Annotated in this window: 24 protein-coding genes, 1 tRNA gene and 1 pseudogene; 21 read left to right on the forward strand and 5 right to left on the reverse strand. The window is 59.0% G+C overall.

Annotated elements, in window-relative coordinates; translation table 11 throughout:
* Nucleotides 1-128 precede the first annotated feature (128 nt).
* Together ACZ9DP_RS26395 and ACZ9DP_RS26400 are read left to right on the forward strand one after the other, a co-directional pair.
* Nucleotides 129-536, forward strand: coding sequence for a VanZ family protein (locus ACZ9DP_RS26395; RefSeq protein ID WP_194729514.1), 408 nt, complete (start codon nt 129-131; stop codon nt 534-536).
* Nucleotides 537-566: 30 nt separating this feature from the next.
* Nucleotides 567-651: transfer RNA gene (locus ACZ9DP_RS26400), tRNA-Leu, on the forward strand.
* A gap of 45 nt (nt 652-696) precedes the next feature.
* Here ACZ9DP_RS26400 and ACZ9DP_RS26405 read toward each other — a convergent pair.
* Both ACZ9DP_RS26405 and ACZ9DP_RS26410 read right to left on the reverse strand, forming a co-directional pair.
* Nucleotides 697-891 carry a hypothetical protein gene (locus ACZ9DP_RS26405; RefSeq protein WP_476205483.1) on the reverse strand — a complete coding sequence of 65 codons (195 nt, stop codon included), beginning with the start codon at nt 889-891 and terminating at the stop codon, nt 697-699.
* 554 nt (nt 892-1445) lie between these two features.
* Nucleotides 1446-1598: pseudogene (locus ACZ9DP_RS26410) on the reverse strand (NAD(P)H:quinone oxidoreductase); the annotation flags it as partial.
* Nucleotides 1599-1867: 269 nt separating this feature from the next.
* Here ACZ9DP_RS26410 and ACZ9DP_RS26415 point away from each other — a divergent pair.
* The 13 genes from ACZ9DP_RS26415 to ACZ9DP_RS26475 all read left to right on the forward strand — a co-directional run bounded on the left by ACZ9DP_RS26415 (nt 1868) and on the right by ACZ9DP_RS26475 (nt 15422).
* Nucleotides 1868-2644, forward strand: coding sequence for a competence/damage-inducible protein A (locus ACZ9DP_RS26415; protein ID WP_476204042.1), 777 nt, complete (start codon nt 1868-1870; stop codon nt 2642-2644).
* 96 nt (nt 2645-2740) lie between these two features.
* The gene (locus tag ACZ9DP_RS26420; protein WP_476204043.1) at nt 2741-3583 is read left to right on the forward strand and encodes a universal stress protein; all 843 of its coding nucleotides are present in this window, start codon (nt 2741-2743) and stop codon (nt 3581-3583) included.
* A 166-nt stretch (nt 3584-3749) separates the two neighbouring features.
* The gene (gene gpt, locus ACZ9DP_RS26425; protein ID WP_074061031.1) at nt 3750-4244 is read left to right on the forward strand and encodes a xanthine phosphoribosyltransferase; all 495 of its coding nucleotides are present in this window, start codon (nt 3750-3752) and stop codon (nt 4242-4244) included.
* Nucleotides 4245-4402: 158 nt separating this feature from the next.
* Nucleotides 4403-4993 carry a hypothetical protein gene (locus ACZ9DP_RS26430; protein ID WP_476204044.1) on the forward strand — a complete coding sequence of 197 codons (591 nt, stop codon included), beginning with the start codon at nt 4403-4405 and terminating at the stop codon, nt 4991-4993.
* Between the two features lie 582 nt (nt 4994-5575).
* Nucleotides 5576-9373, forward strand: coding sequence for a vitamin B12-dependent ribonucleotide reductase (locus tag ACZ9DP_RS26435; RefSeq protein ID WP_476204045.1), 3798 nt, complete (start codon nt 5576-5578; stop codon nt 9371-9373).
* A 263-nt stretch (nt 9374-9636) separates the two neighbouring features.
* Nucleotides 9637-10494, forward strand: a complete 858-nt coding sequence (locus tag ACZ9DP_RS26440) for a ubiquitin-activating E1 family protein (RefSeq protein ID WP_476204046.1) — start codon at nt 9637-9639, stop codon at nt 10492-10494.
* Entirely contained in the window at nt 10487-11041 is a 555-nt protein-coding gene (locus ACZ9DP_RS26445) for a Mov34/MPN/PAD-1 family protein (RefSeq protein ID WP_476204047.1), read from the forward strand. The genes ACZ9DP_RS26440 and ACZ9DP_RS26445 overlap by 8 nt, the downstream gene beginning before the upstream one ends.
* 319 nt (nt 11042-11360) lie before the next feature.
* Nucleotides 11361-11540, forward strand: a complete 180-nt coding sequence (locus tag ACZ9DP_RS26450; protein WP_476204048.1) for a hypothetical protein — start codon at nt 11361-11363, stop codon at nt 11538-11540.
* Nucleotides 11541-11797: 257 nt separating this feature from the next.
* Entirely contained in the window at nt 11798-12187 is a 390-nt protein-coding gene (locus tag ACZ9DP_RS26455) for a hypothetical protein (RefSeq protein ID WP_476204049.1), read from the forward strand.
* A 284-nt stretch (nt 12188-12471) separates the two neighbouring features.
* Nucleotides 12472-12759, forward strand: coding sequence for a LysR substrate-binding domain-containing protein (locus ACZ9DP_RS26460; protein ID WP_476204050.1), 288 nt, complete (start codon nt 12472-12474; stop codon nt 12757-12759).
* Nucleotides 12760-12996: 237 nt separating this feature from the next.
* Nucleotides 12997-13968: a bifunctional Delta(1)-pyrroline-2-carboxylate/Delta(1)-piperideine-2-carboxylate reductase gene (gene lhpI, locus ACZ9DP_RS26465; protein ID WP_476204051.1), complete on the forward strand. Its 972-nt coding sequence runs from the start codon at nt 12997-12999 to the stop codon at nt 13966-13968.
* An 11-nt stretch (nt 13969-13979) separates the two neighbouring features.
* Nucleotides 13980-14372, forward strand: coding sequence for a RidA family protein (locus tag ACZ9DP_RS26470; protein ID WP_476204052.1), 393 nt, complete (start codon nt 13980-13982; stop codon nt 14370-14372).
* A gap of 99 nt (nt 14373-14471) precedes the next feature.
* The gene (locus tag ACZ9DP_RS26475; RefSeq protein ID WP_476204053.1) at nt 14472-15422 is read left to right on the forward strand and encodes a LysR family transcriptional regulator; all 951 of its coding nucleotides are present in this window, start codon (nt 14472-14474) and stop codon (nt 15420-15422) included.
* 6 nt (nt 15423-15428) lie between these two features.
* Here the strand turns inward: ACZ9DP_RS26475 and ACZ9DP_RS26480 are convergent, their stop codons facing one another.
* Complete coding sequence (locus tag ACZ9DP_RS26480) at nt 15429-16670, reverse strand: Zn-dependent hydrolase (protein WP_476204054.1); 1242 nt, start codon at nt 16668-16670, stop codon at nt 15429-15431.
* A gap of 536 nt (nt 16671-17206) precedes the next feature.
* Here ACZ9DP_RS26480 and ACZ9DP_RS26485 point away from each other — a divergent pair.
* Together ACZ9DP_RS26485 and ACZ9DP_RS26490 are read left to right on the forward strand one after the other, a co-directional pair.
* Nucleotides 17207-18529, forward strand: coding sequence for an MFS transporter (locus ACZ9DP_RS26485; protein WP_476204055.1), 1323 nt, complete (start codon nt 17207-17209; stop codon nt 18527-18529).
* A 66-nt stretch (nt 18530-18595) separates the two neighbouring features.
* The gene (locus ACZ9DP_RS26490; RefSeq protein ID WP_476204056.1) at nt 18596-19201 is read left to right on the forward strand and encodes an RraA family protein; all 606 of its coding nucleotides are present in this window, start codon (nt 18596-18598) and stop codon (nt 19199-19201) included.
* Nucleotides 19202-19243: 42 nt separating this feature from the next.
* On the opposite strand, the gene ACZ9DP_RS26495 is transcribed toward ACZ9DP_RS26490, so the two are convergent.
* Nucleotides 19244-20452: a trypsin-like peptidase domain-containing protein gene (locus ACZ9DP_RS26495; protein ID WP_476204057.1), complete on the reverse strand. Its 1209-nt coding sequence runs from the start codon at nt 20450-20452 to the stop codon at nt 19244-19246.
* A 270-nt stretch (nt 20453-20722) separates the two neighbouring features.
* Here ACZ9DP_RS26495 and ACZ9DP_RS26500 point away from each other — a divergent pair, with 270 nt between their 5' ends.
* Complete coding sequence (locus tag ACZ9DP_RS26500; protein ID WP_476204058.1) at nt 20723-20914, forward strand: hypothetical protein; 192 nt, start codon at nt 20723-20725, stop codon at nt 20912-20914.
* 127 nt (nt 20915-21041) lie between these two features.
* Here ACZ9DP_RS26500 and ACZ9DP_RS26505 read toward each other — a convergent pair whose 3' ends face one another.
* Nucleotides 21042-22085: a hypothetical protein gene (locus tag ACZ9DP_RS26505; RefSeq protein WP_476204059.1), complete on the reverse strand. Its 1044-nt coding sequence runs from the start codon at nt 22083-22085 to the stop codon at nt 21042-21044.
* A gap of 297 nt (nt 22086-22382) precedes the next feature.
* Between ACZ9DP_RS26505 and ku (ACZ9DP_RS26510) the strand changes: the two genes are divergently transcribed.
* From ku (ACZ9DP_RS26510) to ACZ9DP_RS26520, 3 genes are all read left to right on the forward strand, one after another.
* Entirely contained in the window at nt 22383-23276 is an 894-nt protein-coding gene (ku, locus tag ACZ9DP_RS26510) for a non-homologous end joining protein Ku (RefSeq protein WP_476204061.1), read from the forward strand.
* Between the two features lie 12 nt (nt 23277-23288).
* Entirely contained in the window at nt 23289-24107 is an 819-nt protein-coding gene (gene ku / locus ACZ9DP_RS26515) for a non-homologous end joining protein Ku (protein WP_476204062.1), read from the forward strand.
* Nucleotides 24108-24251: 144 nt separating this feature from the next.
* On the forward strand, nt 24252-24872 hold the full coding sequence (locus ACZ9DP_RS26520; RefSeq protein ID WP_476204063.1) for a L,D-transpeptidase: 621 nt from the start codon (nt 24252-24254) through the stop codon (nt 24870-24872).
* The last annotated feature ends 3 nt before the right edge of the window (nt 24873-24875 follow it).

Here is a 24875-nt window from a genome sequence, read left to right on the forward strand (position 1 = left end):
GTCGGCTGGCAAAAGAAGTCCGTTTAACGGCCGTGCGGTTCGCTCTGCAGAAAGCTTTCCTCATCGCGCTTGGTGGATTGCTGCAGCTCCCTCGTGCGTTCGCTTTGCAATGCTGCTAACGTGAAGGGATGATGACATCCCGTTTTATGCGACCGCTCGCCTGGCTGCTGCTTGCCGCCATCATTTTCGTCACCATTTCGCCGATCGGCCTCAGGCCGCATACGATGACCAGCGTCAACGCCGACCGCGCGCTTGCCTATGCCGTCACCGGCTTCGTTTTCGCGCTCGGCTATCCGAAACAGTGGAAGCTCGTCGCACTGCTGCTGATCTTCGGCGCACTCGCCATCGAGTTCCTGCAATACCTGTCGCCGACACGTCATGCACGCCTGCACGACTCGGTCATCAAGGCAGCCGGCGCCATGGTCGGCATTCTTACCGGCCGCGCTACCTACCGGCGCGGGCAGATGAAGCAAAGGATCGAGGCCGTTCCCGCTCCAAAGCCGCAAACCGGTGCCGCCGCCGGCGCTCTTGACTGAATCACTCCAGTCGTTAATTGAGGATCGCGCGCGGGCGTGGCGAAACTGGTAGACGCAAGGGACTTAAAATCCCTCGGAGAAATCCTTACGGGTTCGATCCCCGTCGCCCGCACCAGCACGCAGCCGTGACGCGAGGTTTTTGCGACGCCGGGCAGTCCACTCACCATTTCATCCGGGGAAAGTGCCAGTAGTCGGAGCCGGTTCGGCGGGAGATGAGCTTCAGCGTTCCATCCGGCTGAACCACGTATCTTTCGTAGACCCGGTATCCGAACTTGTCCGGAAACTCGTGCTTGACGGTGTATCCCGCTCGCGCGGGAACGCGGACGACTCTGCCATAGGTGAGGCTGCCGCGGATGGGCTACGGCGGAGCCGTGTTGCATCCGGCAAGGGCAAGGGCGACCAGCAGGGAAGCGATAACAGCGCGCATCAAAATCTCCGGTCCTATTGGCACACAGGACGAAATCGCAGGTCGTACAGCCGCGGCGGAGAGACCTATGCGCCTACTGGTCTCGCCCCACCATCTTTATCAATCCCAATAAATATGATTTTATGCCGGCGTCTGAAAGGCGGCAGGGCTCGAAGGCGCCTTTGCGGATGCACGAATTACAGTGCCACGATGCGTGTAAGCTTGTCTTGTGGGAGTAAGACGATGGTTTACGATTGGAGTGGAGAAAGGGCGCGGCGTCTCAGGTTTTACAAAACAGCCGCTGCGTGTTTGTTCGGGAGCGTGCTTGCCGGGACCATGTTGCTGGTCATAGCCCTGCAGTTTCACGGGTAGCGGCCGACTTTGGCGCCGCGTGAATGCTGCTTCGGTTAAAATCAACAGGAATTGCACGAAAGCACCTCTTGCGGCCAAGCAACGGCGCAGCGATGAGCCGCGCCGCCTCTACCATTTGATCGGAAAGCGTCTTACCCGAGCTTCGCCGCGATCTTTGCGACGTGCGCGGCCTGGTATTTCGCGGCTTCCAGCTCGATTGCTGAAAGCTGGCGCGAACCATCGCAGTCGGTGATCGTGGACGCGCCGTGGGGCGAGCCGCCCTTGATCTCATCGACACCCATCTCCTCGGGAACCAGGTCCGGAACGCCCTTTACGGTGACTTCGGCGCCCGCAGACTTGGCGCGCCTTCCGCACGGATTGAATGGTTGACCGGCCGAAGTTCTATCAGCGCGCTTCCTTGAGCATGACCTGCCTGCGCAGAACTCAGCGTCCAATGTATGTAGTCTAAATGCACTTACCGTTTCCTTCGCCTTCTGCCGCGACCGGGTGCCGCCATTTGCAAGCCGGGAAAACGGCGCTACCTATAGCAAAGCCCCATCATCGGATATCTCTCATGAGCACTGAAACTGTCATCACCGCCGCCATGCTCGCCATCGGCGATGAGCTTCTGTCCGGCCGAACCAAGGACAAAAACATTGGCCATCTGGCGGATATGCTTCAGCTTTCCGGCATCGATCTCAAGGAGGTGAGGATCGTCGCCGATGACGAGGATGCGATCGTCGAAGCTCTGAACGCCCTTCGCGGCAAATACGACTACGTCTTCACCTCGGGCGGCATCGGCCCCACGCATGACGATATCACCGCGGACGCAGTCTCGAAGGCTTTTGGCGTTCCCTGCGACCATGATGCTGCTGCCATGACACTGCTCGGTGACATGTACAAGCGCCGCGAGATGGAATTCACCGAAGCGCGCAAGCGCATGGCGCGCATGCCGCGCGGGGCGGCACACATCGCCAATCCGGTGTCGACTGCGCCCGGCTTCGTCATCGGCAATGTCTACGTCATGGCGGGCGTGCCGCAGGTGTTCCAGGCCATGGTCGACAATGTGCTGCCGACGCTTCGCACCGGGCAGCGCGTGCTGTCGCTGGCGATCGCCTGCCCCTATGCCGAAGGCGATATCGGCATGCTGCTGGCCGCCATCCAGAAGGCGCACCCGGACACCAGCATCGGCTCCTATCCGCGCTATGTCGGCCAGAAATTCTCGACGGAGATCGTCGTGCGCGGCCGGTCGCAGGCGGCTGTCGATGCAGCGGGCTCTGAGGTTCACGCCATGATCGAGAACATTCGTAGGACCAGGGAGATTGACGAAAACCGGTCCGCCGAAGCTTAGAGCAGCAACACACCGCCCTCGACAACCAAGGAACCGTTCCACCGACAACGCATTTCCTGCTTACGAAACCATTTTGAGCCGCCGAGGAGAATTGATATGCCTTACAAGACCATACTCGCCATTCTCGATACGGCCGACAACAGCCGTGCGGTCTCCGATTTTGCCTTTGAGCTTGCCGCCGAAAACGATGCCCATGTCATCGGTCTCCACGCCGAAAACATCTCGGCCGTGCCGCTGGTCGCTCCGATGGAAATTCCCGATCCAGTCGCCGTTCAGGCGCTGCAGGACATGGCGCATTCCGAGACCGTGGAAGTGGAGCGCATCTTCCGCCAGAAAGCCGAAGCGTCCGGCGCATCATTCGAATGGCGCAGCTTCGCCACCTCGGCGGGCTACGGCTCGGCGCCACTGATCGAGAGTGCCCGCAGCGCGGACCTCTTGATCGCCTCGCAAGCGGACCCTTCCAAGCCATCTGACAGCCAGGTCGATATCGACAGCTTTCTTTTCGAAAGCGGCCGTCCGGTCCTGATGATCCCCTATATCTTGCGGCAACCGAAAGCGATCAAACGCGTGATGATTGCCTGGAACGGCTCGAAGGAAGCCGCACGCGCGACATTCGATGCCATGCCGATCCTGAAGGCTGCCGACGAAGTCGAGGTCTTTTCCGTCGATCCGGTGGATTCTGCGATGCAGACGGCGGGCCTGGCGGGAGCGGAAATCGCAGCCGCGCTTTCCCGCCACGGCGTGAAGGCGACGCTTGCCGTTGCGGAAGGCACCCATAAGAGCGCCTCGAACGTCATCGAAAACCGCCTCTCCGACAGCAGCATCGATCTCCTGGTGATGGGCGCCTACACCCATTCGCGCCTCTGGCAGATGATCTTCGGCGGCACGACGAAGTCGCTCTTGCAGTCGATGACGGCGCTCACCCTCCTCTCCCGTTGACGAAGCACCGGCCGGACTTGCGTTTTACCCGCAAATCCCGCTAATTGCGGCAACCGGTGACGGGCTCCGGAACTTCCTTTCGCGCGGGTTGGCCCTGCGCGATTTGCGTTTGACGGATTGCGCTTGGTCGCCGGCGGGTTTTCCTTTCATGCCGCGGAGCAGTTCGATGTCTTTTCCCGATAAAGCCTTTCCCGTTTCCTGGGATCAGTTCCATCGCGACGCCCGCGCGCTTGCCTGGCGCATCGCCGGCCTCAACAAGGAATTCAAGGGCATTGTCTGCATCACCCGCGGCGGCCTGGTTCCTGCGGCAATCATCTGCCGCGAACTCGACATCCGCCTGATCGAAACGGTCTGCGTCGCTTCTTATCATGATTACGTGAACCAGGGGGATATGGTGGTGCTGAAGGGCATTGCGCCGGAGCTCAAGGAAAATGGCGGCGAAGGCATCCTCGTCATCGACGACCTCACCGATACCGGCAAGACGGCGGTGCAAGTGCGCGCCATGCTGCCCAAGGCGCATTTTGCCTGCGTCTACGCAAAGCCGCTCGGCGTGCCGACGGTCGACACCTTCGTCACGGAGGTCAGCCAGGACACCTGGATCTACTTCCCCTGGGACATGGGCTTCACCTATCAGGAGCCGATCGCCAAGGGTCCGCGCTGACAGCGTCGGGCCATTAAACTCCACGCGGAATTGTCATCTTAGTAATACTGCAGATGTATGATGCGAGCCTGGCCTGCACGCGCGCATCCGAGCGACGTGCCAAGGGCCGGGTCACGGATCGCGCGAGGGCGAAAACGCGCGGAGCAAGGAAGCGGGGAATGGGATACCGGGGTTGGGTTAGAGCGGTCGTCGCTTCAGGGCTGGCGATCCCCTCTTTGTTGCCCGTGCCGGCCTTTGCCGAACCCGCTTATGTCGCCGTCGTCCGCGAATATGTGGATACCGTCGTCCGGCCGATGGTCAGCACGCCGATGGTCCTCGCCGCGATCAGAGAGCAGAACGCCAAATTCAGTGACGTCAGCAGCACGGATATCCAGGTCCTTGATTCGACCTACCGATCCGAAGTGGAAACCGGCGCCCTGCAGATGGTGTCCGCCATTCTATCCACGCCCGTTTCGCGCTACTTGAAGGAAAAACAGGATGCGTCGCAGGGCGTTATCGTCGAGTTCTTCATTACCGACAGGAATGGGCTCAATGTCGGCGAGAGCAGAGTGACGACGGATTTCTGGCAGGCCGACGAAAACAAATATCTGCAGACCTTCGCGCGCGATTCGGACGAGATTTTCGTCGATCGCGCCGAGCGCGATGAGACCACGCAGATTCTCGAGGCGCAGGCCAGTTTCACCATCCGCGACGAGGCTGGAGCGGCGATCGGCATTGCCACGGTGACCGTCGCGCTCGATGCGATGTGAGGCCTCCCGAATCGCGATGCCGATCCGGGCCGAAAATGCCATCCTTAGATTTGGATTCGGCTAACTTTTTCTTTTCATCCTCGCTTTTCAGGTGCCTGAAGCCCGCAAAGCCCTGAAATTCAAGGCCTCCAGGCTTTTCCCCAGTCTTCACAGGGCCGTCCACAATATGTTGTGGTGAACGCTTCGTTAAAAACCACCCCTTGACGGAATCGCCCATTTCTCACTTAATGGTTTCCGATGTTGCGGCGGCAGCTGGACCGGGTTTAACGAGGCCGGTTCTCTTCAAAATTCGAGCGTGGAATCAGGGTGTTGCATCCATGATGGATGGCAGCCGTGAGGGGATATTTGCGCGATTTTTGACCTCCAAAAAAGTGACATCCGGGGCTGGCGATAATAAGCTGTTAATACTATATTTAGTGTTTGCAGCCACCATCACCACAAGATACAGGAAAGACATCTCCGGATGACACTCCTGTGACGGTACGGAAACGAGAACTGGCTGCGCATCTTCCGGCGCTGCCGGATGAGGAAACTTGCGTCCTGGTCAACGGGGATGGGGCGCGCAATCAGAGGTGCAAGGACATGCGCATAGAACGCCGTTTCACAAAGGCAGGCCAGAGCGCTTACGCGGACATCGAATTCCGCAAGGCGACGAGCGAGATCAAGAACCCCGACGGTTCGATCGTCTTCCGCCTTGAGAACATCGACGTTCCCGCGCAGTTCTCCCAAGTCGCGGCCGACATCCTTGCCCAGAAATATTTCCGCAAGGCCGGCGTTCCGGCAAGGCTGAAGAAGGTCGAGGAAAACGACGTTCCCTCCTTCCTGTGGCGTTCGGTTGCCGATGAGGCAGCCCTCAAGGAGCTGCCGAAGGAGCAGCAGTACGGCTCCGAAATCGATGCGCGCCAGGTCTTCGACCGTCTGGCCGGCACCTGGACCTACTGGGGCTGGAAGGGCGGCTATTTCTCGTCCGAGGAAGATGCCTCTGCCTTTCGCGACGAACTCGCCTACATGCTCGCTACCCAACGCGTCGCCCCGAACTCCCCGCAGTGGTTCAACACCGGCATGCACTGGGCCTACGGCATTGACGGCCCCGGCCAGGGCCACTTCTATGTCGACCCCTTCACCGGCAAGCTGACGAAGTCCAAGTCGGCCTACGAGCATCCCCAGCCGCATGCCTGCTTCATCCAGTCGGTCGAGGACGACCTCGTCAACGAAGGCGGCATCATGGACCTCTGGGTTCGCGAGGCCCGCCTATTCAAGTACGGCTCCGGCACCGGCTCCAACTTCTCGTATCTCCGCGGCGAAGGCGAAAAGCTTTCCGGCGGCGGCCGCTCCTCCGGCCTGATGAGCTTCCTGAAGATCGGCGACCGTGCGGCGGGCGCCATCAAGTCGGGCGGCACCACGCGCCGCGCGGCCAAGATGGTCGTCGTCGACATCGATCATCCGGACATCGAGGAATACATCAACTGGAAGGTCAAGGAAGAGCAGAAGGTTGCAGCCCTCGTCACCGGTTCGAAGATCGTCGCCAAGCACCTGAAGGCGATCATGAAGGCCTGCTTCAATTGCGAAGGCGGCGCCGATGCGGATTGCTTCGACCCGACCAAGAACCCTGCCCTCAAGCGCGAAATCCGCGCCGCCAAGAAGGACCAGGTCCCGGAAAACTATGTGAGCCGCGTCATCCAGTTCGCCCGCCAGGGCTACAAGGACATGGAGTTCAAGACCTACGACACGGATTGGGATAGTGAGGCCTACCTCACCGTTTCCGGCCAGAACTCCAACAACTCGGTCTCGATCCGCGACGACTTCCTGCGCGCCGTCGAAGCCGATGGCGACTGGAACCTGACGGCCCGCAAGGACGGTAAGGTCATGAAGACGCTGAAGGCCCGCGACCTCTGGGAGACGATCTCCTATGCCGCCTGGGCATCGGCCGATCCGGGCCTGCACTTCAACACGACGATGAACGACTGGCACACCAGCCCGGCCGCCGGCCCGATCCGCGCCTCCAACCCGTGCTCGGAATACATGTTCCTCGACGACACGGCCTGCAACCTTGCCTCCTTGAACCTCATGCAGTTCAAGGATGCGGCGACAAAGCGCATCAACATCGCCGACTACGAGCATGCCGTGCGTCTGTGGAGCGTCGTGCTCGAAATATCCGTGATGATGGCGCAGTTCCCGTCGCGCCGCATTGCCGAGCTCTCCTACGAATACCGCACGATCGGTCTCGGCTATGCCAATATCGGCGGCCTGCTGATGTCGTCCGGCATTCCTTATGACAGCGACGAAGCCCGCGCCATCGCAGGCTCCCTGACGGCGATCATGACCGGCATTTCCTATGCCACCTCGGCGGAAATGGCTGCTGAACTCGGCCCGTTCCCGATGTTTGCGCCGAACCGCGAGAACATGCTGCGCGTCATCCGCAACCATCGCCGCGCCGCCTATGGCGAGACGTCCGGCTATGAAGGCCTGTCGATCAACCCGGTCGCCCTCATCCACGGCGAAAACCCGGACCAGGATCTCGCCGCGCACGCCAAGAGCGCTTGGGACAAGGCACTGGAACTCGGCGAAAAGCACGGCTACCGCAACGCCCAGGCAACCGTGATTGCGCCGACCGGAACGATCGGCCTCGTCATGGATTGCGACACGACCGGCATTGAGCCCGACTTCGCGCTCGTCAAGTTCAAGAAGCTTGCCGGCGGCGGTTACTTCAAGATCATCAACCGTGCCGTACCGGAAGCGCTGCGCACACTCGGCTACTCCGAAAGCCAGATTGCCGAGATCGAAGCCTACGCCGTCGGCCACGGCAATCTGAACCAGGCGCCCGCCATCAACCCCTCGACGCTGAAGGCCAAGGGCTTCACCGACGAGAAGGTCGAGGCCGTCAACGCTGCGCTGAAGTCCGCTTTCGACATCAAGTTCGTCTTCAACCAGTGGACGCTTGGGCTCGACTTCCTGAAGGGCACGCTGAAGGTCTCCGACGAGCAGCTTGCCGACATGAGCTTCAACCTGCTCGACCACATGGGCTTCTCGAAGAAGGACATCGAGGCTGCAAACATCCATGTTTGCGGTGCGATGACGCTGGAAGGCGCTCCGTTCCTCAAGAACGAGCACCTCGCCGTCTTCGATTGCGCCAATCCTTGCGGCAAGATCGGCAAGCGTTATCTCTCGGTCGAAAGCCACATCCGCATGATGGCGGCTGCCCAGCCCTTCATCTCGGGTGCGATCTCCAAGACGATCAACATGCCGAACGATGCAACCGTCGACGATTGCAAGAGCGCCTACATGCTCTCCTGGAAGCTCGGCCTCAAGGCCAACGCGCTTTACCGCGACGGCTCGAAGCTGTCGCAGCCGCTAAACGCTTCGCTGATCGAGGACGAAGGTGACGAGGACGCGCTGGAGGAACTGCTGGCCCAGCCAGCAGCCGCCCAGGCCGTCACCGTCACCGAGAAGATCATCGAGCGGGTGATCGAGAAGGTCGTGCGCAGCCAGGAAAAGCTGCCGGGCCGCCGCAAGGGCTACACCCAGAAGGCAAAGATCGGCGGCCACACGATTTTCCTGCGCACCGGCGAATATGACGACGGCCGCCTCGGCGAGATCTTCCTCGACATGAACAAGGAAGGTTCGGCCCTTCGTGCGTTCATCAACAACTTCGCGATCTCGGTTTCGCTCGGCCTGCAATACGGCGTGCCGCTCGAGGAATATGTCGATGCCTTCACCTTCACGAAGTTCGAGCCGGCGGGCATCGTCACCGGCAACGACGCGATCAAGAATGCGACGTCGATCCTCGACTACGTGTTCCGCGAACTCGCCATCTCCTATCTCGGCCGCCACGATCTGGCGCATGTCGATACGTCCGACTTCAACAACACGGCGCTCGGCCGCGGCGTGTCGGAAGGCAAGGCGGACGTCGTCTCCAAGGGCCTGACACGCGGCTATAAGCCGACGCTGGTTTCCGGAAACTCGACCGAGCGCGCGGCATCGGAGATCAAGGGTGCTGCAACCGCCGCCCCTGTCCGCGCCTCCTCGGGCGCGACGATCACGGCGATTGCCGGCAACACCGTGCGCAAGCTCGAAACCGTCGCCGCCTCCTCCGAAGTCGTCGCCTTCAAGCGCGATTACGAGGAACGCGCCAAGGAACTGGCGGAGGAAATCGCCGAAGAGATCGCTGAGGAATCCAGCAGGCTCTTCACCGACGCCGCCGCTGCCGACGCAGCCTCTGCCAAGACCGAAGCCAAGAAGGTCGAAGCCGAACGCCGCGCCCGCTCCATCATGCAGGGCTACACGGGCAATATGTGCACCGAGTGCCAGAACTTCACGATGGTGCGGAATGGGACTTGCGAGAAGTGCGATACGTGTGGAAGCACAAGTGGGTGCTCTTGAGTACTCTTCTTACTTGTGTCCCGTGACCGCAGATTTGCGTCATGGCCCCTGATGCGCGTCTGCGGGACCTTTAGAAATGCGTCTAAGGGCAAACGGAATAAATCGCGTTCGCTGTAGCTCCAGCGAACGCAGGCAAGAAAGGGACTTCTGCTAGCAGTGCAGATGTCCCGACCAACGCAAAAAACCTCCGCCGGCACGAGTTGTGGCGGCGGAAAATGGCCTAAGGAACAAAACAGGAATCAAACAGTAGGTGTGGTAACGCCATGGCTGACGCGGTAATTGCAAATTGGGACGGACACGACTACCAGGCCCGGTTCTTCTGGATACATGCCTCAGGTCTGCGAGACCCGGAGAAGCCGCATGTCGTCGAGGTCTCATACGAAGCGAACGGACCGAAGGGGTTCGACGATGTCGTCGTGCGTTACAGCCCAGGTCTCTCCGGTCGGCGTTCCTTTCGGGTAGAGGCCGCCCATCATCAGGTGAAGTTCCATGTCAATCAGGCTGGACGCTTCGGCTATAGAGACTTGGTTGAACCGGAATTCATCGGCGCAACGAGGTTCTCGGTTCTTGCGCGGTTGACGCGTCATGCGCTCGGGCTGGATGCTGTAGGTCACAATAAGGCGAAAGCTCTGGCAAGCGCTCTCAATCTGATCATGCCCGACGCCAATGCTACCGCGTTTGGGTCAAGCTTTCCCCCGACAGATAGCGATCTCGCCAAGCAACTGCGAACGTTTGACGTCATTGTCGATTGCACAGGTTCTGACGCGATCCTCGACGCGATGTCGGAATTCGATTGGGGACGTGAGAAAATATTCGTCAGCCTTGCGATGACGTGGAAGGCGGAAGGGCTACTCGTGTTCACCGCTTCGGAAGCTTCGTTTCCGACGATTGACGCGAAAGAGCGGTTTTCGGATATCGACGTCCCGCCGACGGACTTACACGACGCCAGGACCGAAGGCGTCGGGTGTTGGCATCCGGTGTTTCCAGCCAGTGCGGCGGATGTGCGGCTGTGGAGCGCCGTTGGATCAAAGGCGATTGTTCGCGCGATGCGCTCTCCGGAACGGCGTTGCGAATACTTCCGGCAAACCGAGGACGGTGCGTTGGAGAGGCTCGATGTCTGAGGCCGACGTGATCCTCTTCGAAGGCCGAAAAAACAAGATTGCGGTTCGTCTACGCGCTGAGGCATGTCGCACGATTAGGGACCATGCATTGGCCGCTGGAGGGCGGGAGACCGGCGGAATCCTCATCGGCCGTTATGCCCTTGATGGAAATAGCGCGATCGTCACGGAGGCGACGATCCGTCCGAAGGATTCACGTTCCGGGGGGACCTGGTTTCAGCGGGGCATCCACGGTTTGAAGGACATGTTGAGAAACCGATGGAGCCGAGGCGAGTATTACGTTGGAGAATGGCACTCTCACCCGGAAGGACCGCCCTACCCGAGCAGCAATGACCTCAGGGAGATGCGAGCGATATCGAGGGAGATCAGCTACAGGTGTCCCAAGCCGATCATGATCATTGCGGGTACATCGGGTGGGTCTTGCTTGAAGCTTTCGGTCAGTGTTCTGGAGAACGATCGTCTCATCATCCTTCGACGGACGCTGCCAAACACTTCCATTCTCGGCGGATCGCCCGTTGCAAATTCTGCCCAGAACTCATGCTTAGAGTAAATACAACCTCGTGAAACACCAAACGCCCCAGCTAATGATTTAGCTGCTCCGACCTGTGAAACCAGTCTGCGATCGGGCCTGCAAGCCGCAAAACCCCGTCATGGTCGACCGAGGTCAGGTGATTCTTTATTTACAGTTCATTGAATAGGGAATGATACGGACCAGATTGCCTCCGATTGATGTTTTCGATTTTCATTGCGAGCCGACAAGATAACCGATGCCCAAGCCGCCACCCCCAGGCAAAAAAGTGGACCGAGTCTATCTGTCTAAGTTGTGGGCCGCTATCCAGAGCGGCAGGACTAGGGGCTGGAAGCGTGGAATGGCGCTCGAGTACCTAATCGTGAAACTGTTCGAACTTGACGGGGCCAAGGTCGATTACTCGTTCCATGTAAATTCTCCAGAAGGCGGCATCTTGGAGCAGTTCGACGGCTTCATTCAGTACCAGGGCATTAACGCCTTAGTTGGAAATGAAAGACTATTCGGACAAAATCAACGTTGAACCGCTTGCAAAGCTACGCAATCAGTTGGCCAGGAGGCCGGCCGGTTTGGTGGGTTGTCTGTTTAGCCGCGGAGGCTTTACAAGTCAGGCAATCAATTTGGCTGGCTTTATGGCTCCTCAGGCCATTCTACTTTGGACTGCTGAGGAGATCGATGCAGTCGTCAAGAAACATCGCATAACTGCGGCTCTGGAAATAAAATACGCCCGTCTCTTGCGCGACGGCATGCCATATTTCGATTTCAGGGGGGAACTCAATTATGAGACATTACATAGTAGTTGAGGGGCACAGCGACGAGCTACTTCTCCGCAGCCTTCTTCCTGAAGACCTTGAGGACAAAGTAATCATTGTCGTTGCAGGTGGTAAGAGTTCGGCGATGCAATTAGCCAACTCTCTTTCGGTGGCCAAGCGGGCACCCGTAGCGCTAGTCATTGACGCCGATACCGAAAACGCGGACCGAATCCGAGAAGATGAGCTGGATTTTCAAGATTTCGCCAGCGCATTGCCTGTGGAGACGCCACCAGTACTCTTCTTGGGCGTTCCCGATATTGCAACGTCGACACAGGACCCGGATTGGGTCGACGAACTGATCTCCTTTGTAGAAAAAGACGACTACGCAAACTCAAACCCGTTTCAGTTGCGTCGATAGACGAGATACTGAGTTCCTTCAATCGAGTTCATGGCGTGCGTGGGACCCAAAGAAAAGCCGCAAAGGAAAACCTCGCTCGGCTTCGTCCTCGACGAGATGCGGTTCAAACCGCTCGGCCGTCGGATAGAAATCAAGCCAGGTGTCGATCAGGCAAAGCTTCGGCGACCTTTATCTGTAAACGCCGCGGGCGATCACCCCATAGCGTAGAAAGTCGAACCTTATCATGAGACCGCCCCGCAGCGTTCACGAGCCAGCCGTCTGCTCCGGACGCCTATAAGACCGTAATGCGTGATCGAGGCGTAGAGCCCGACAATCGATGCGTAGTTCAGAAAGAATACCGCACAAACAGTGTCGCGATGATCCGCAAGCTCGCCTCGCTGAATATGGGCATAGCCTTTTTGCCGGAGAGGATCGTTGTCGACGAACTGGCCGCTGGAAAGCTACGGCAGGTACTGCCAGGGTGGATTGGTGACCCGAGCCCGGTCTACGCAGTCACCGAGACGCGGTTGGTGCCCGCGAAAACTCAGCGTTTCATCGAGTTCCTGCGCGAAAAGCTTCGTGACGTGGAATGAACGCGGTTGTTATCTGCCGCTATGGGCATAGAGTTCGCCGCGGTTGAGGCGGAGGTCCGCCCACATCGTTCCTCCGACAACCGGGCGTCCCGAATATCTTCGCTTTTCAGCCTAAATCACTACCGGGTTTCACCCACACCGCCGCTGCCTATACTTCACATAGAAAAAGCCGTTCTTATAAGCGGACGCACGTTCTGTTTTATTTCACACGCTCTTTCAACGTGGCGGAACGAATACATGCACATCCTGGATGCGACGGAAACGGGAGCGCTGCTCCCGTTTGGATTTCTCATAGACGCTCTACGGCGGGGCTTTGCGACGGGCTGCGAAGTGCCGGTCAGACATCATCATACGATCACGGATGAAGGACAGCCGGACGCAACGCTGCTGTTGATGCCGGCGTGGCATGACAGTCAGCGCTCGCGACGCTTTCTCGGCGTCAAGATCGTTACCGTCTTTCCGGGCAATACGGCTCGCGGGATACCCGGGCTAACGTCGACCTACATGCTCTACGATGCCGAGACGGGCACGCAACTCGCGATGCTCGACGGCAACACGATTACGGTGCGCAGAACCGTCGCTGCTTCGGCGCTTGCGGCCGACTACCTTGCCCGCAAAAATGCTGCGTCCTTGCTCGTTGTCGGTGCCGGCAAAGTCGCGAGCCTCATCGCGGACGCCTATCGGGAAGTCAGGCCCATAGAGGATGTACATGTATGGGATATCGACCCGTCCAATGCCGAGAGGTTGGTCGAGCGCCTTCGCCGGGATGGCATATCGGCGACGGTCGCCACCGATCTGGAGCATGCGGTTGGCCGCGCGGACATCGTTAGTGCGGCGACCTTAGCGACGACGCCGCTCATCGAAGGAACATGGCTAAAACCCGGGACTCATGTCGATCTCATCGGTGGTTTCACACCGAAAATGCGCGAGGCCGACGATGTTGCCGTAGGACGCGCGACGATCATCATCGACACGGACGAGGCTATTCACGAGGCAGGCGATATCGTGCAGCCGATAAAATCGGGGGTAATCTCCGAAAGCGATATCAAGGCGACCTTGGAATTGCTCTGCCGGCAAAACGTCGTGGCTCGCTCGAGGGACGTTGAAATTACCCTCTATAAGGCTGTGGGCACCGCCCTAGCCGATCTCACCGCGGCCACGATGGTCTATGAAACACTTGAGCAACGCTCGCCGCCAGCAGCCGAATAGAGGAGCGCGAAATGGAGAGAACCATTATCGAGGTCCCGGTCATATCCGAAGCCATACGCAATCTTGGTGCGCCAACCTCCGCCGTGGTCCGATCCGGCGAATTCGTGGCGACCTGCGGCATGCCGCCGATCGATGTCGAGACTGGAGAGATCGTCCGAGGGGACATCAAATCCCAGACCCGCGCTGCACTCGAGGCGTTGCGCGTGACGCTCGAGTATGCCGGGTCCGGCCTCGAGAAGGTCATAAAGGCGACCGTCTACGTCACCGATGCCACTCTGATGGCCGACGTAAACGTGGTCTACCGGCAATACTTCCGTGCAGGGTTTCCGGCCCGCACGTCCGCCGCCATTAATCCATGGACGCAACCCTTCGACATCGAGATCGAATGCCTTGCCGTCGTCTAAGGGCAGCGTGGCGTCGGCGTGAAAGAATCCAGCGCAATCGATTGAGTTTGGCCGCCGATTTCGTCACCATGTTCGTCAGGCATCGTTGGAGCATATTTGTTGGCAAACCGCTTCCCACGGATACACCACCTGAACTGGAACCTTCTGCGGACCTTTCTGGTGATCGTCGAAGAACGCAGCATCACCAAGGCCGCGAATCGGCTCCACGTGCGCCAACCATCCGTGACCGCTGCCCTGCAGAAGCTGGAGGAAACGCTCGCCTGTCAGTTGATCCAGCGCGACAGCCGCCGTTTCATCCTAACGAGCCATGGCGAGATGCTGCGTCAGGAATGCGCCGAAATCCTGAGGAGAGTGGAACGCATCGGCGAAAAGCTTTCCGTCGACGAAGACGACCTGACGGGCCAGATCAGGGTTCTGACCGTCACGCATCTCAGCGTCCCGGAACTGGACCAGGCGCTGCGTCAGATGCGGCGACGCCACCCTTCCGTCAGTGTCCGGATCGACGTGGCGCACAGCCAGGACATCGTTCGCGCCGTCGCGCAGAAGCAGACGCCTTTCGGCCTCTGCCTGCTTCCCAAACCCTTGGCGACACTCGATTGCCGCTTCCTGGTGCGGGAGGAGTTCGCAATCTACTGCGGGCAATCGCATCCGATGTACGGACGCACGGATGTCAGTCTGGACGAGCTGCGCCGTGAGGCATTCGTCGCATTCACCTGCAGCCAGGAAGGCGGCGCTCTCGAACCAATGGTTGCCCTGCGCGATGGCGCGGGCCTCGGAAGCTGGACTGTCGGCAGCAGTCCAAACCTTGAGGAGGTGCGACGTCTGATCGTCGCGGGCGTCGGGGTCGGCATCTTGCCGCTCGATGCGGCTCAGTACGTCGCGCCCGACCAATTGTGGCTGATCCCCACGCTCAACGGTAGCCTGGGAGCCGACGCCTATTTCGTGACGAATCCTGACATGGACCTGAACGCGGCGGAAACAGCCTTTCTTCGTCTGTTTCACGCCGAGTTGTTCGACAGTCAACAGCCCGCCAACGCGGACATCGTTTGATCTAAATCAGGCCGCCCTGGCCAACACCGCCTGCAGCAGAACGTTCATGCCAGGTTCGATATCGGCGAGCGTAACGTTCTCGGCCTCATTGTGCGAAAGCCCACCTTCGCAGGGCGTGAAGATCATGGCCGTCGGCAGGTATTCGGCAACATGCATCGCGTCGTGACCGGCCTCCGTCAGCATCTCCATTGAGGTATAGCCGAGATTGCCCGCCGCGGCGCGCACCAGGCCGACGCACTCGTCGTCGAAGCGCATGCCCCCGTATGACCAGGCTTCCTTGATCGCGATGCGGCACCGCGAGCGCTCTTCGAGCTCGGGGATACGCCCTTTGAAGGCTTCGAGCATCTCGACCACGACGTCCTCCCTGGGATGGCGCATGTCGCAGGTCATCTGAACATAGTCGGGGAGCGCGCCCAAAAGGTTCGGCTCAGCCTTGATTCGCATCGTAGTCGACTTGCCGCCGGTTCGATGGTGCGCCCAACCGATTTCGTCAATCGCCAGGGTAACCTGCGCTGCGCCCACCAGCGCGTTGCGTCTGGCTGGCATCGGCGTCGGTCCGACATGCCCCGTCTCACCGAAGACCTCGACGATCAGACCACGGACGCCGAAGGCTCCTGTGACGATGCCGACTTGCTTCGCCGCCTCTTCCAGCCGTGGCCCCTGCTCGATATGAAGCTCGAACAGGCTGTCGAACTGGTCGACGGAGACCCGGTCTTCCCCCTGGAAGCCGATACGCTGAAGTTCAGCACCCAACGACAGTCCGTCGCGATCGAGCCGCGAATAGGCAAATTCCGGCGCACGCGCCTGCGTGAAAACCGCAGAGCCGATCATTGGCGGCTCGAAGCGCGCGCCCTCCTCATTGGTCCAGTTCACCACCGTGAGCGGATGCCGGGTCGACACCCCATGGTCGTTCAGCGTACGTACCAGTTCCAGTCCGGCGAGCACGCCGAGAATTCCGTCGAAACGACCGCCCCTCACCTGCGTGTCCAAATGGCTTCCCACGAGAATTGCTTTTGCCTGCGGGTCCGTGCCGGGGCGTGTGGCAAAGATGTTCCCAACCGCATCGACCGAGATAACGCAACCCGCCTCCACGCACCATTCGATGAAGAGCCGGCGCATGGCCTCGTCCTCGTTCGACAACGCCAGCCGCTTGAGGCCGCCATTTTCGGTCGCTCCGATTTCGGCTGAGCGCATCAGTGTGGACCAGAGCCTGGAAAGATCGGGGCGGAGATTGTCGTAGAGTTTCATGGCTGGTTACTCCCTGGCGCGTATCAAAAAGCTCGTGAGCGCCTCACAAGGAATAGGAGATGGACGGCCTCCAAGAAAAATAGATAAATACGATGCGTAGTATTCGCTCGTTTCTATAGTGGACGATCGTCGACCGACTTATTAGGAATAACTCGCGAACGACTCGCCAAAAATGATCGAATATGCATCACATTGCCGCTTTTTCCGGCAATTATACGTACATCATCTCTTCCTATGATTGACATCCGTATTATCTATTTGTCGTGCCCGACCGCGGTAGGCATCCTTTCGAAAAAAAGGGGAACGGCAAAGGCGGATCGAACAATCACACCGCCTTCCGTCAGCAGAGGTAAACAGGCCGCAAAGGTGGCGACGGGTTTTCGTACTCGTAAGTCGCCTCGCCTGCGAATGCAGCGCGTTTCGAACGGTACGCAGCCGGCTCCGACGCAACGTGTTGTGCATGCCGCGGCGAACGTCGCCATTCCCCTTCATAGCTGAAGTCAAACAGATCGATGCGTCTCTGAAAGGAAGCTATTGTGGGACAGCAACTGCACATGACTGCCGACATCGCCATTCACAAGCCCCCCGCCGACATCAAGAAGATCGCCGTCGCGAGCGTGATCGGCACGACGGTGGAATGGTACGACCTCTTCGTTTTCGCCACCGCCTCGGCGCTGGTCTTCAATAAGGTGTTCTTCCCGAGCTTCGATGCGATCGTCGGAACCTTGCTCGCATTTGGTACCTTCGCGTCCGCCTATCTTGCCCGCATCGTCGGCGCTGCCCTTTTCGGTCATTTCGGCGATCGTCTCGGCCGCAAGTCGATGCTGCTCTTTTCGTTGGTCATGATGGGCCTTGCGACGTTCGCCATCGGGCTCTTGCCGAACTACGAGAGCATCGGAATCTGGGCACCGATCCTCCTCCTTTCTCTCCGCGTCGTTCAGGGACTTGCGCTTGGTGGCGAATGGGGTGGAGCCGTCCTGATGGCTGTCGAGCACGCGCCGGCCAATCGACGAGGCCTCTACGGTTCTTGGGTTCAGATCGGCGTTCCCGCGGGCACGCTCATCGCCAACCTCGTGTTCCTGGCGATCGCCGCATCCATGCCCAGCGACGACCTGCTCAGCTGGGGCTGGAGGATTCCGTTCCTGGCCAGCATCCTGCTCGTCGCCGTCGGGGCGTATGTGCGCCTCAACACGGCGGAGACACCGTCCTTCTCGAAGGTGAAGGAAGAAGCAGCCACAGTGAAGATGCCCTTTTTCGAGCTGCTCGGAAAATCCTGGAAGACCGTGCTTCTTGGCGGTATCGCCACGATGTCCACGGGTTCGTCCTTCAACCTGATCGTCGCCTTCGGCCTCACCTACGGCACCCAGGCCCTGAACATTTCCCGCAACGAGATGCTCGGCATCGTCCTTATCGCCTGTGCCGTATGCATTTTCCTGTTGCCTCTGTTCGGTCTACTCTCCGACAAGATTGGCCGGCGTCCCGTCATTCTCGGTGGCATTCTGGCCGAGGCACTGGTCGCTTTTCCCATGTTCTGGCTCATGGACACGGCAACCTTCGCCGGAGCTCTGGCCGGCTATCTGCTGATGATGACGGCGTTTGCCGCAAACTACGGACCGATCGCCACCTTCCTCGCCGAGCTCTTCGGCACGAAGGTCCGCTACTCGGGACTGTCGATCGCCTACATGCTGTCTGGCGTGCTCGGTAGCGCGCTTACGCCGATCATCACGACGTGGCTGCTTTCGGTCACCGGAACCGGGTCCTCTGTCGCCTGGTACATGATCGGTTCCGCCTTGCTGTCAGCCGTCGCCCTTCTAGCACTGGCGGAAACGGTCAAACGCGATCTGGCCAAGGCACACTAACGACCGACTCGACGATGGCGCTGCCGTTGAACGGTGAGCGCCATCTCTGATGAAGGATAGAAGACAATGAATGAACTCGACCTCCTCCGACGCCTCGGCCAGATCGAAACAGCAACGATTGGTCACATTCGCAGCGATGGTTTCATGACGCCCGACATCCAATGTCTGACGGAAGGAGGTGGGGTTGTCGGACGGGCCCTCACGGTTAGCCTTCCAGGTGACGATGGGGCGTCGCTGCCAGCCGCCCTTTCACAATCGCAACCAGGCGACATTCTGGTGATCGAGCGTGTAGATGATAATCGGCATGCGTGTTGGGGAGCTGTGATGACGGCAGCGGCAAAGGCTGTTGGCATCGTCGGTGTCATCATCGATGGTTATGTGACTGATGTCAGCGCGATCAGAGCGTCGGGGCTTCCCGTCTGGTGCAAAGGACGGTCCCCACTTACGACAAAAAGTCGGGGCGGAGGCACCGTAGGCGAGGCGATTACGTGTGGCGGAATCATCGTCCGACGAGGAGACATTGTTCTCGGCGATGAGAATGGTGTTTACGTCACCACCGAACTCCTGGCGCACGCGGTTCTGGAAGAAGCGAGCGCGATTCAAAATCGCGAGCCTACTATTATCGCCCGCCTTCGAAGCGGGGAATCGCTTGCTGCCATCTACGGAGCTTAGCCAGAGAATCGAGTGCTGGCCCCGAAGCGGTGTACCTGCAGGTCACTTCACACCCAGCTCTATGCCCTTCGCTGCTTTCGGCCGTCCCAATGTGTCCTTCAGCCAACATTCCTTCTTCTTCGCGACGTAGGCGAAGGCCTTGCAGGCGGTATCACCGATGCCGGCTACAAAGCACTCCAAGTAGTTCGTCTGCCTGATCCGTTTGTAGTCGCCGCCGGGAATGTCCATGCCCGAGTAGCTGGTGAAGTCGGACATGATGATATCGGCGGCCTTCGACGATGAATACGCGGCCATGGCGTCCCCGTTCCTGATAAGGGCGACAACGTTATTCTTTAGGAAGCAGAAGCGGTGTTTGGCGTTGTAGGTGATCGCCTTGCACTGGCCGTCACTGTCGCAAGCATTCCGACAGTCCCGATAGCTGACCACCTTGAGGGTCGCGTAGTCAAAGCCGATGGCGTCATAGCCGGCGGCATCCAGCGGGGTCTCGGGAACCACCGGGCGCGGCAGGCTCGTTACCGTCTCCTCGCGCTGCACCGATGCTTGTGGCTCCACCTTGCCATAGCACAGGACCTGGTGAACCGACGGCGAGACCTTGTCCGCCAGGTCGGCGGTGGCCAGGGTCGGTTGCCCTACTTCCTTGTCGCCGGATAGGCTCGTGATGCTCTGCGATTGCATGAACAGGTCGGCGACGGACGCCCTGATGGCGAAGTTCACGTTCTGGGCAGTGATACCGATCTCGTCTGCGGCCTTCTTCGAAAACGTGGCGCTGGTGATGCCGAGAAGGAAGCCGTCACGATCGACCACTGGACCACCCGAATTGCCGGGCTGGATTGGCGTCGATACCTGGATGTATCTCGTGTCGTTCTTCAAGCCCGCCAGCGCGTTTACATTGCCGGTGGTGATCTTGACGGAATCCGATAGGAGATCGGCGAGCGGATAACCGATGGCGACGATGTCCTCGCCGAGCCGCGTCGGCGCACGGCGGAACGTCAGCGGCGTCCACGGCTTATCCGACGACACCTTGATCAGCGCGAGGTCATTGGTGGAATCGATGCGCGGATCGGAGGCGGTCCCCCTGCCCTTGACCTCGATTCGGTCGCACCCCTCGACGACGTGGGCGTTGGTCATCAGCCAGCCGTCGCCTGTAACCGTGAAACCCGTGCCCGATGATCTGGGCTCTTCCGCAAGCGCGTTCGTTGCCGCCGCCGACATAAGAAGAGCCGCCGAAAACGCGCGCCCCGCAACTCTCATTCTCGCCCCCTCTAACGTGAAAACCGTAGAGCACATACGGCCCTGATTTCAACTGCATATTGTAGGAAGAATTAATGGAACCCAGAGAGCCCGGCTGCTGGTCGTGCATCGCGGCGGCACCGATGGCCGATTTCCTCGAAAAAGCGCGGAATTATGTAGCAAATGCCACAAGCCGGTGATCGTGCGCGGTGGCCGCTTTGCGCGCCAGTAGCGGCCATGGACGAGGAGCGTTATGTTGCTTGTGTTCGGTCGAAGGAAGTGGAGACACGCGTGGGACAAAACGAAACGAAGCGGCATTTCGAGACGAGGGACCTCAAGGGCGACGCGGAAAAGGTACAGAAAAAGGCGTACCGTGTCATTTCTAAGGATGCTGCCAAGCGGAAAGCGCGGGACAATCTGCTCCTCTCGGTGACGCTGATAGCCCTCCTATTGCTTTTGACCTGGATGCTCGGAGGTATTTAGAAACCGCATCATAGGTCGGATGACCGCAGTGGGCCGACTGCGGCACGAGTGCGAACCTAGCGGTCATTGCGGCTGACCCGTATATATACATTCTCTGGCCGACTTGGGCTTCCCGTGCCCTGGCGGTTTATTCTCGGACAAGATTTGCGGACGGCGGTTTCGCACTCACCGGGTCATAATTGAAGTCCTCCAATAGTCCGGGATACGAATACTCCCATGGTTCGTCATAGACCCGTCGGCTTCTGACGAACCTTCCGTGCGTTTCGGAAACCCACACTTCAAAATCGGCCGTGAAGGGATATCGATGCCATCTCGCGATGTAATGCTTGCTCGGCTCCGAACCGAGCACAGCATTACCGGCAAATGTGCAATCGGTGAATTTCGGGCCGTAGCGATCGAGGGTGGACCAGCCATTTGGATCGAAGGTAGCCCAGGTATCAGAGGATACGTATCTCTCAAATGCCCTGGGCTTGGCCACTATCGACTCGATATGCGGCTTCGCGGTGCCGTCTACCTCGACCCTTTGCACGATTTCACTGTAATTCTGAGTTTGTCGCGTCTTCACATACGCTGCATCCACGGGTTCGCAGGATGGGTCCTTTTCGGGATACCGTGCTGCGACAACGGAAGCATCATCGGGCCGCTTGGCTTTCTGCGCGTCGTAGTCGAACAGCGATATAACGGTCGAGAACGGATAACGCTTCCTGTCGGGCGGGTAATAGACGATGGTCTTGTGCAGGCGCTGACGGTCCGGTGTCAGCCAGATTTCGGCCGATCCACGGTATCCGGGCTCGTGCCAGTTTGCGTAGTAGTGAAACCCGTCGATGAAGGTGCACGAAGAATATCCCATACCGTATGGAAAAAGCTCGGGAATATCAGACTTCACCCAAGTCGAACGCCCGGTATAGCGCTGGAACACGTTCCCGGCCGTATAAATTATCTCAATGTATTTCTTCCACCGACCTGCCGAAAACGGCTGATGAACAAGCTCTCGATAGTAGTAGCTTTTCTTGGTGTTCACATAGACTTCGTTCGCAGTAGCGCACGTCGAATCCAGTCGCGGGCGATACCCGTCAAGTCGATCCGTATGCGTGCCATCGGCCAGCGCCGGGTGTGCGAGAACAAGGGCGGTCACGAGCGTTGCGACTAAACGATACGGTTGAAATTTCATAATTTGCTCGACTTTACGAGGAACTATTTTTCGCACGGACGGCTGGTTTGTCAATGACTCATAGCTTTGGAGCGATAGCCGACTGAGGAATCTTTGGCCCACAACGCGGACGCAGAATCGCAAGGCGGTGGGCTGACAGCGGTCATGTCCAGAGACTGGCAAATACCGGAGCCCGCTTCTGCACGTCGGTTCGCAACGAAGCGGCCCAGAGAAAATCTTAAAACGAATTGCTTCAGTTCGGAACGAATCGCCTACGAAACGATTGATTCGCGACTCAGTGATTCGGAGTACAGCGTCATGGTCGGCCACCGCGCACAGTGGAAGGGATTCATCAAATTCGGCGAAGTGAGTTGCGGGGTCGGTCTCTATACGGCCACGAGCACCTCAGAGCGCATTGCCTTTAATACTGTCAACAAGGCGACCGGCAATCGGGTAAACCGCATCTTCATTGACGGCGAAACCGAAGAACCGGTTCCGCGCGACGCCCAGGTCAAGGGGTTCGAGATCGAGAACCACCAGTACATTATGATCGATCCCGAGGAAGTTGCCGCCGTCATTCCGGAGAGCAACAAGACACTGGAGATCGAGGCCTTCATCCCCTGCTCCGACGTCGATGACGTCTATTTCGACAAGCCATATTACCTCACGCCGACCGATAAAGTTTCGGAAGATGCCTTCGTCGCCCTGCGAGACGGCATGCGGAAGTCAAATGTTGCTGCTATCGCGCAAACGGTTCTGTTTCGCCGGATGCGGACCGTGCTCATCCGCCCCCATGGGAAAGGGTTGATCGCAACCACCATGCATTACGACTACGAAGTCCGATCCTCCGAGAAGGCGTTCGAGGAGATGCCGAAGATGAAGATCGCGGGTGAAATGCTCGACCTCGCCAAGCATATTATCTCGACCAAGAAAGGGACGTTCAATCCCGCTGAGTTCGACGACCGCTACGAGAACGCGGTTGCCGAACTGGTGAAGGCGAAGATGGAGGGCCGTGCGCTCCCGAAGAAGAAGTCGGTCAAGGTTTCCCAGCCGAACGACCTCCTTGCGGCCCTACGCGAGAGTGCCGGGATGATGAAGGCGGCCGACACGCCAAAGCGGGCGGCCGCCAACGCGAATGCGAGCGCTGGCCGCCGCCGGGCGTCGCACGCGAAATCCGGTTCCGGCGCTGCCGCTCACCGCAAGGCCAGCTGAGGAGGATCGGTCATGGCACCACGTCCATACTGGAAGGGTTACCTGAAGCTTTCGCTGGTCACCTGCCCCGTTGCAATGTCACCCGCTACGTCGGAATCCGAGAAAGTCAGGTTCCACACCCTGAATAAGGCGACCGGCAACCGCGTCGTGTCGCAATACGTCGATTCCGTTACCGGAAAGCCGGTGAAAGACGAGAACGAGGCCAAGGGATACGCCCGAGGAGAAAATGACTACATCATCCTGACTGACGATGATCTCGATTCCGTGGCTCTTGAGACCGTACGCACAATCGACATCGAGAAATTCGTGCCACAAGATAGCATCGAGTGGGTCTATCTGGAGAAGCCGCACTACCTGATGCCCGATGACCCGGTCGGGCACGAAGCGTTCGCGGTCATCCGCGATGCCATGGTGGCGGACAAGGTCGTCGGCGTCTCACGCCTGGTGATCGGCCGTCGCGAGCGAGCCGTCGTCCTTGAACCGCGCGGCGAAGGCATTGTCCTCTGGACGTTACGGTTCGGCGACGAGGTAAGGCCGGAGGAAAGCTATTTCGAAGCCATTGACGAAGAAGCGGACCCAGACCTGATTCCGCTCGTGCAGCAGCTGATCAAGCAGAGGACGAAGAAGTGGTCGCCGACCATGGTGACGGATCCGATCCAGGAAAGCCTGCTGAAGATCATTGCCGAGAAGAAGAAAGCTTTGAAGCCTGCGAAAAAATCAGCGAAGGGCAAGTCGGAAACGGCTCCGGCCTCAAACGTCGTCAATATCATGGAGGCCCTTCGGAAAAGCGTCGAAGCCGATCTTAAAGGTCGGAAACAGGCCAAGGGATAAGTTGCAACATTCTTCGTCTCGTGAGAGCCCAGCGGGTCTCCGACCGGGAGGACGAAAAATCACCGTGAAATCCAGGACCGAGCCCGCAGTGCCGCCATAGAATTCAGCCCAATCAATGCTTGTATAACAGGCGGATGACGAAAAATGAGATTGCTGGCTCTCCTTGCAGCGGCCCTTTTACTGACAGTCATTCAGGCCCGAGCCCAGGTTTACGGGCCGTATGATGGATACGACGAATACGGCGGCTATGGCGGCTATGGCTATGACGACCCGTACAGCCCTTATCCGCCACCGCTCGATTACGAGCCAGTGCCTCGCTATTGGGAACCTTGGCAAGAACGTCGGGAGCCATCGGCGCGAAGCGCAAGGGGAATCATCGTCATCGCCACGCGTGAGCACACCCTTGTTTACACGACATCACAGGGCGAGCAGTTCGCCTACCCCATCGCCGTAGGCCGCGAAGGCAAGCAATGGTACGGAACAACGCGGGTGGTGTCGAAGCGAAAGCATCCGGAATGGCGGCCAACGGCGAGCATGCGGCAGAAGAACCCAAGGCTTCCGGCGATCGTGAAGGCAGGCCCTGCCAATCCGCTTGGAACCCGCGCGATTTACCTGGCCAACGGGCTATTGCGCATCCACGGTACCAACGATCCCTCTTCTATAGGCACCAACGCGTCGAGCGGCTGCTTTCGGATGTATCCCGAGGACGTCGAGGAGCTTTACGAGATGGTGCAGCCGGGAACCCAGGTCATTGTCCAACGGTGACCG

It is taken from the genome of Rhizobium sp. USDA 4016 (genome assembly GCF_056279705.1).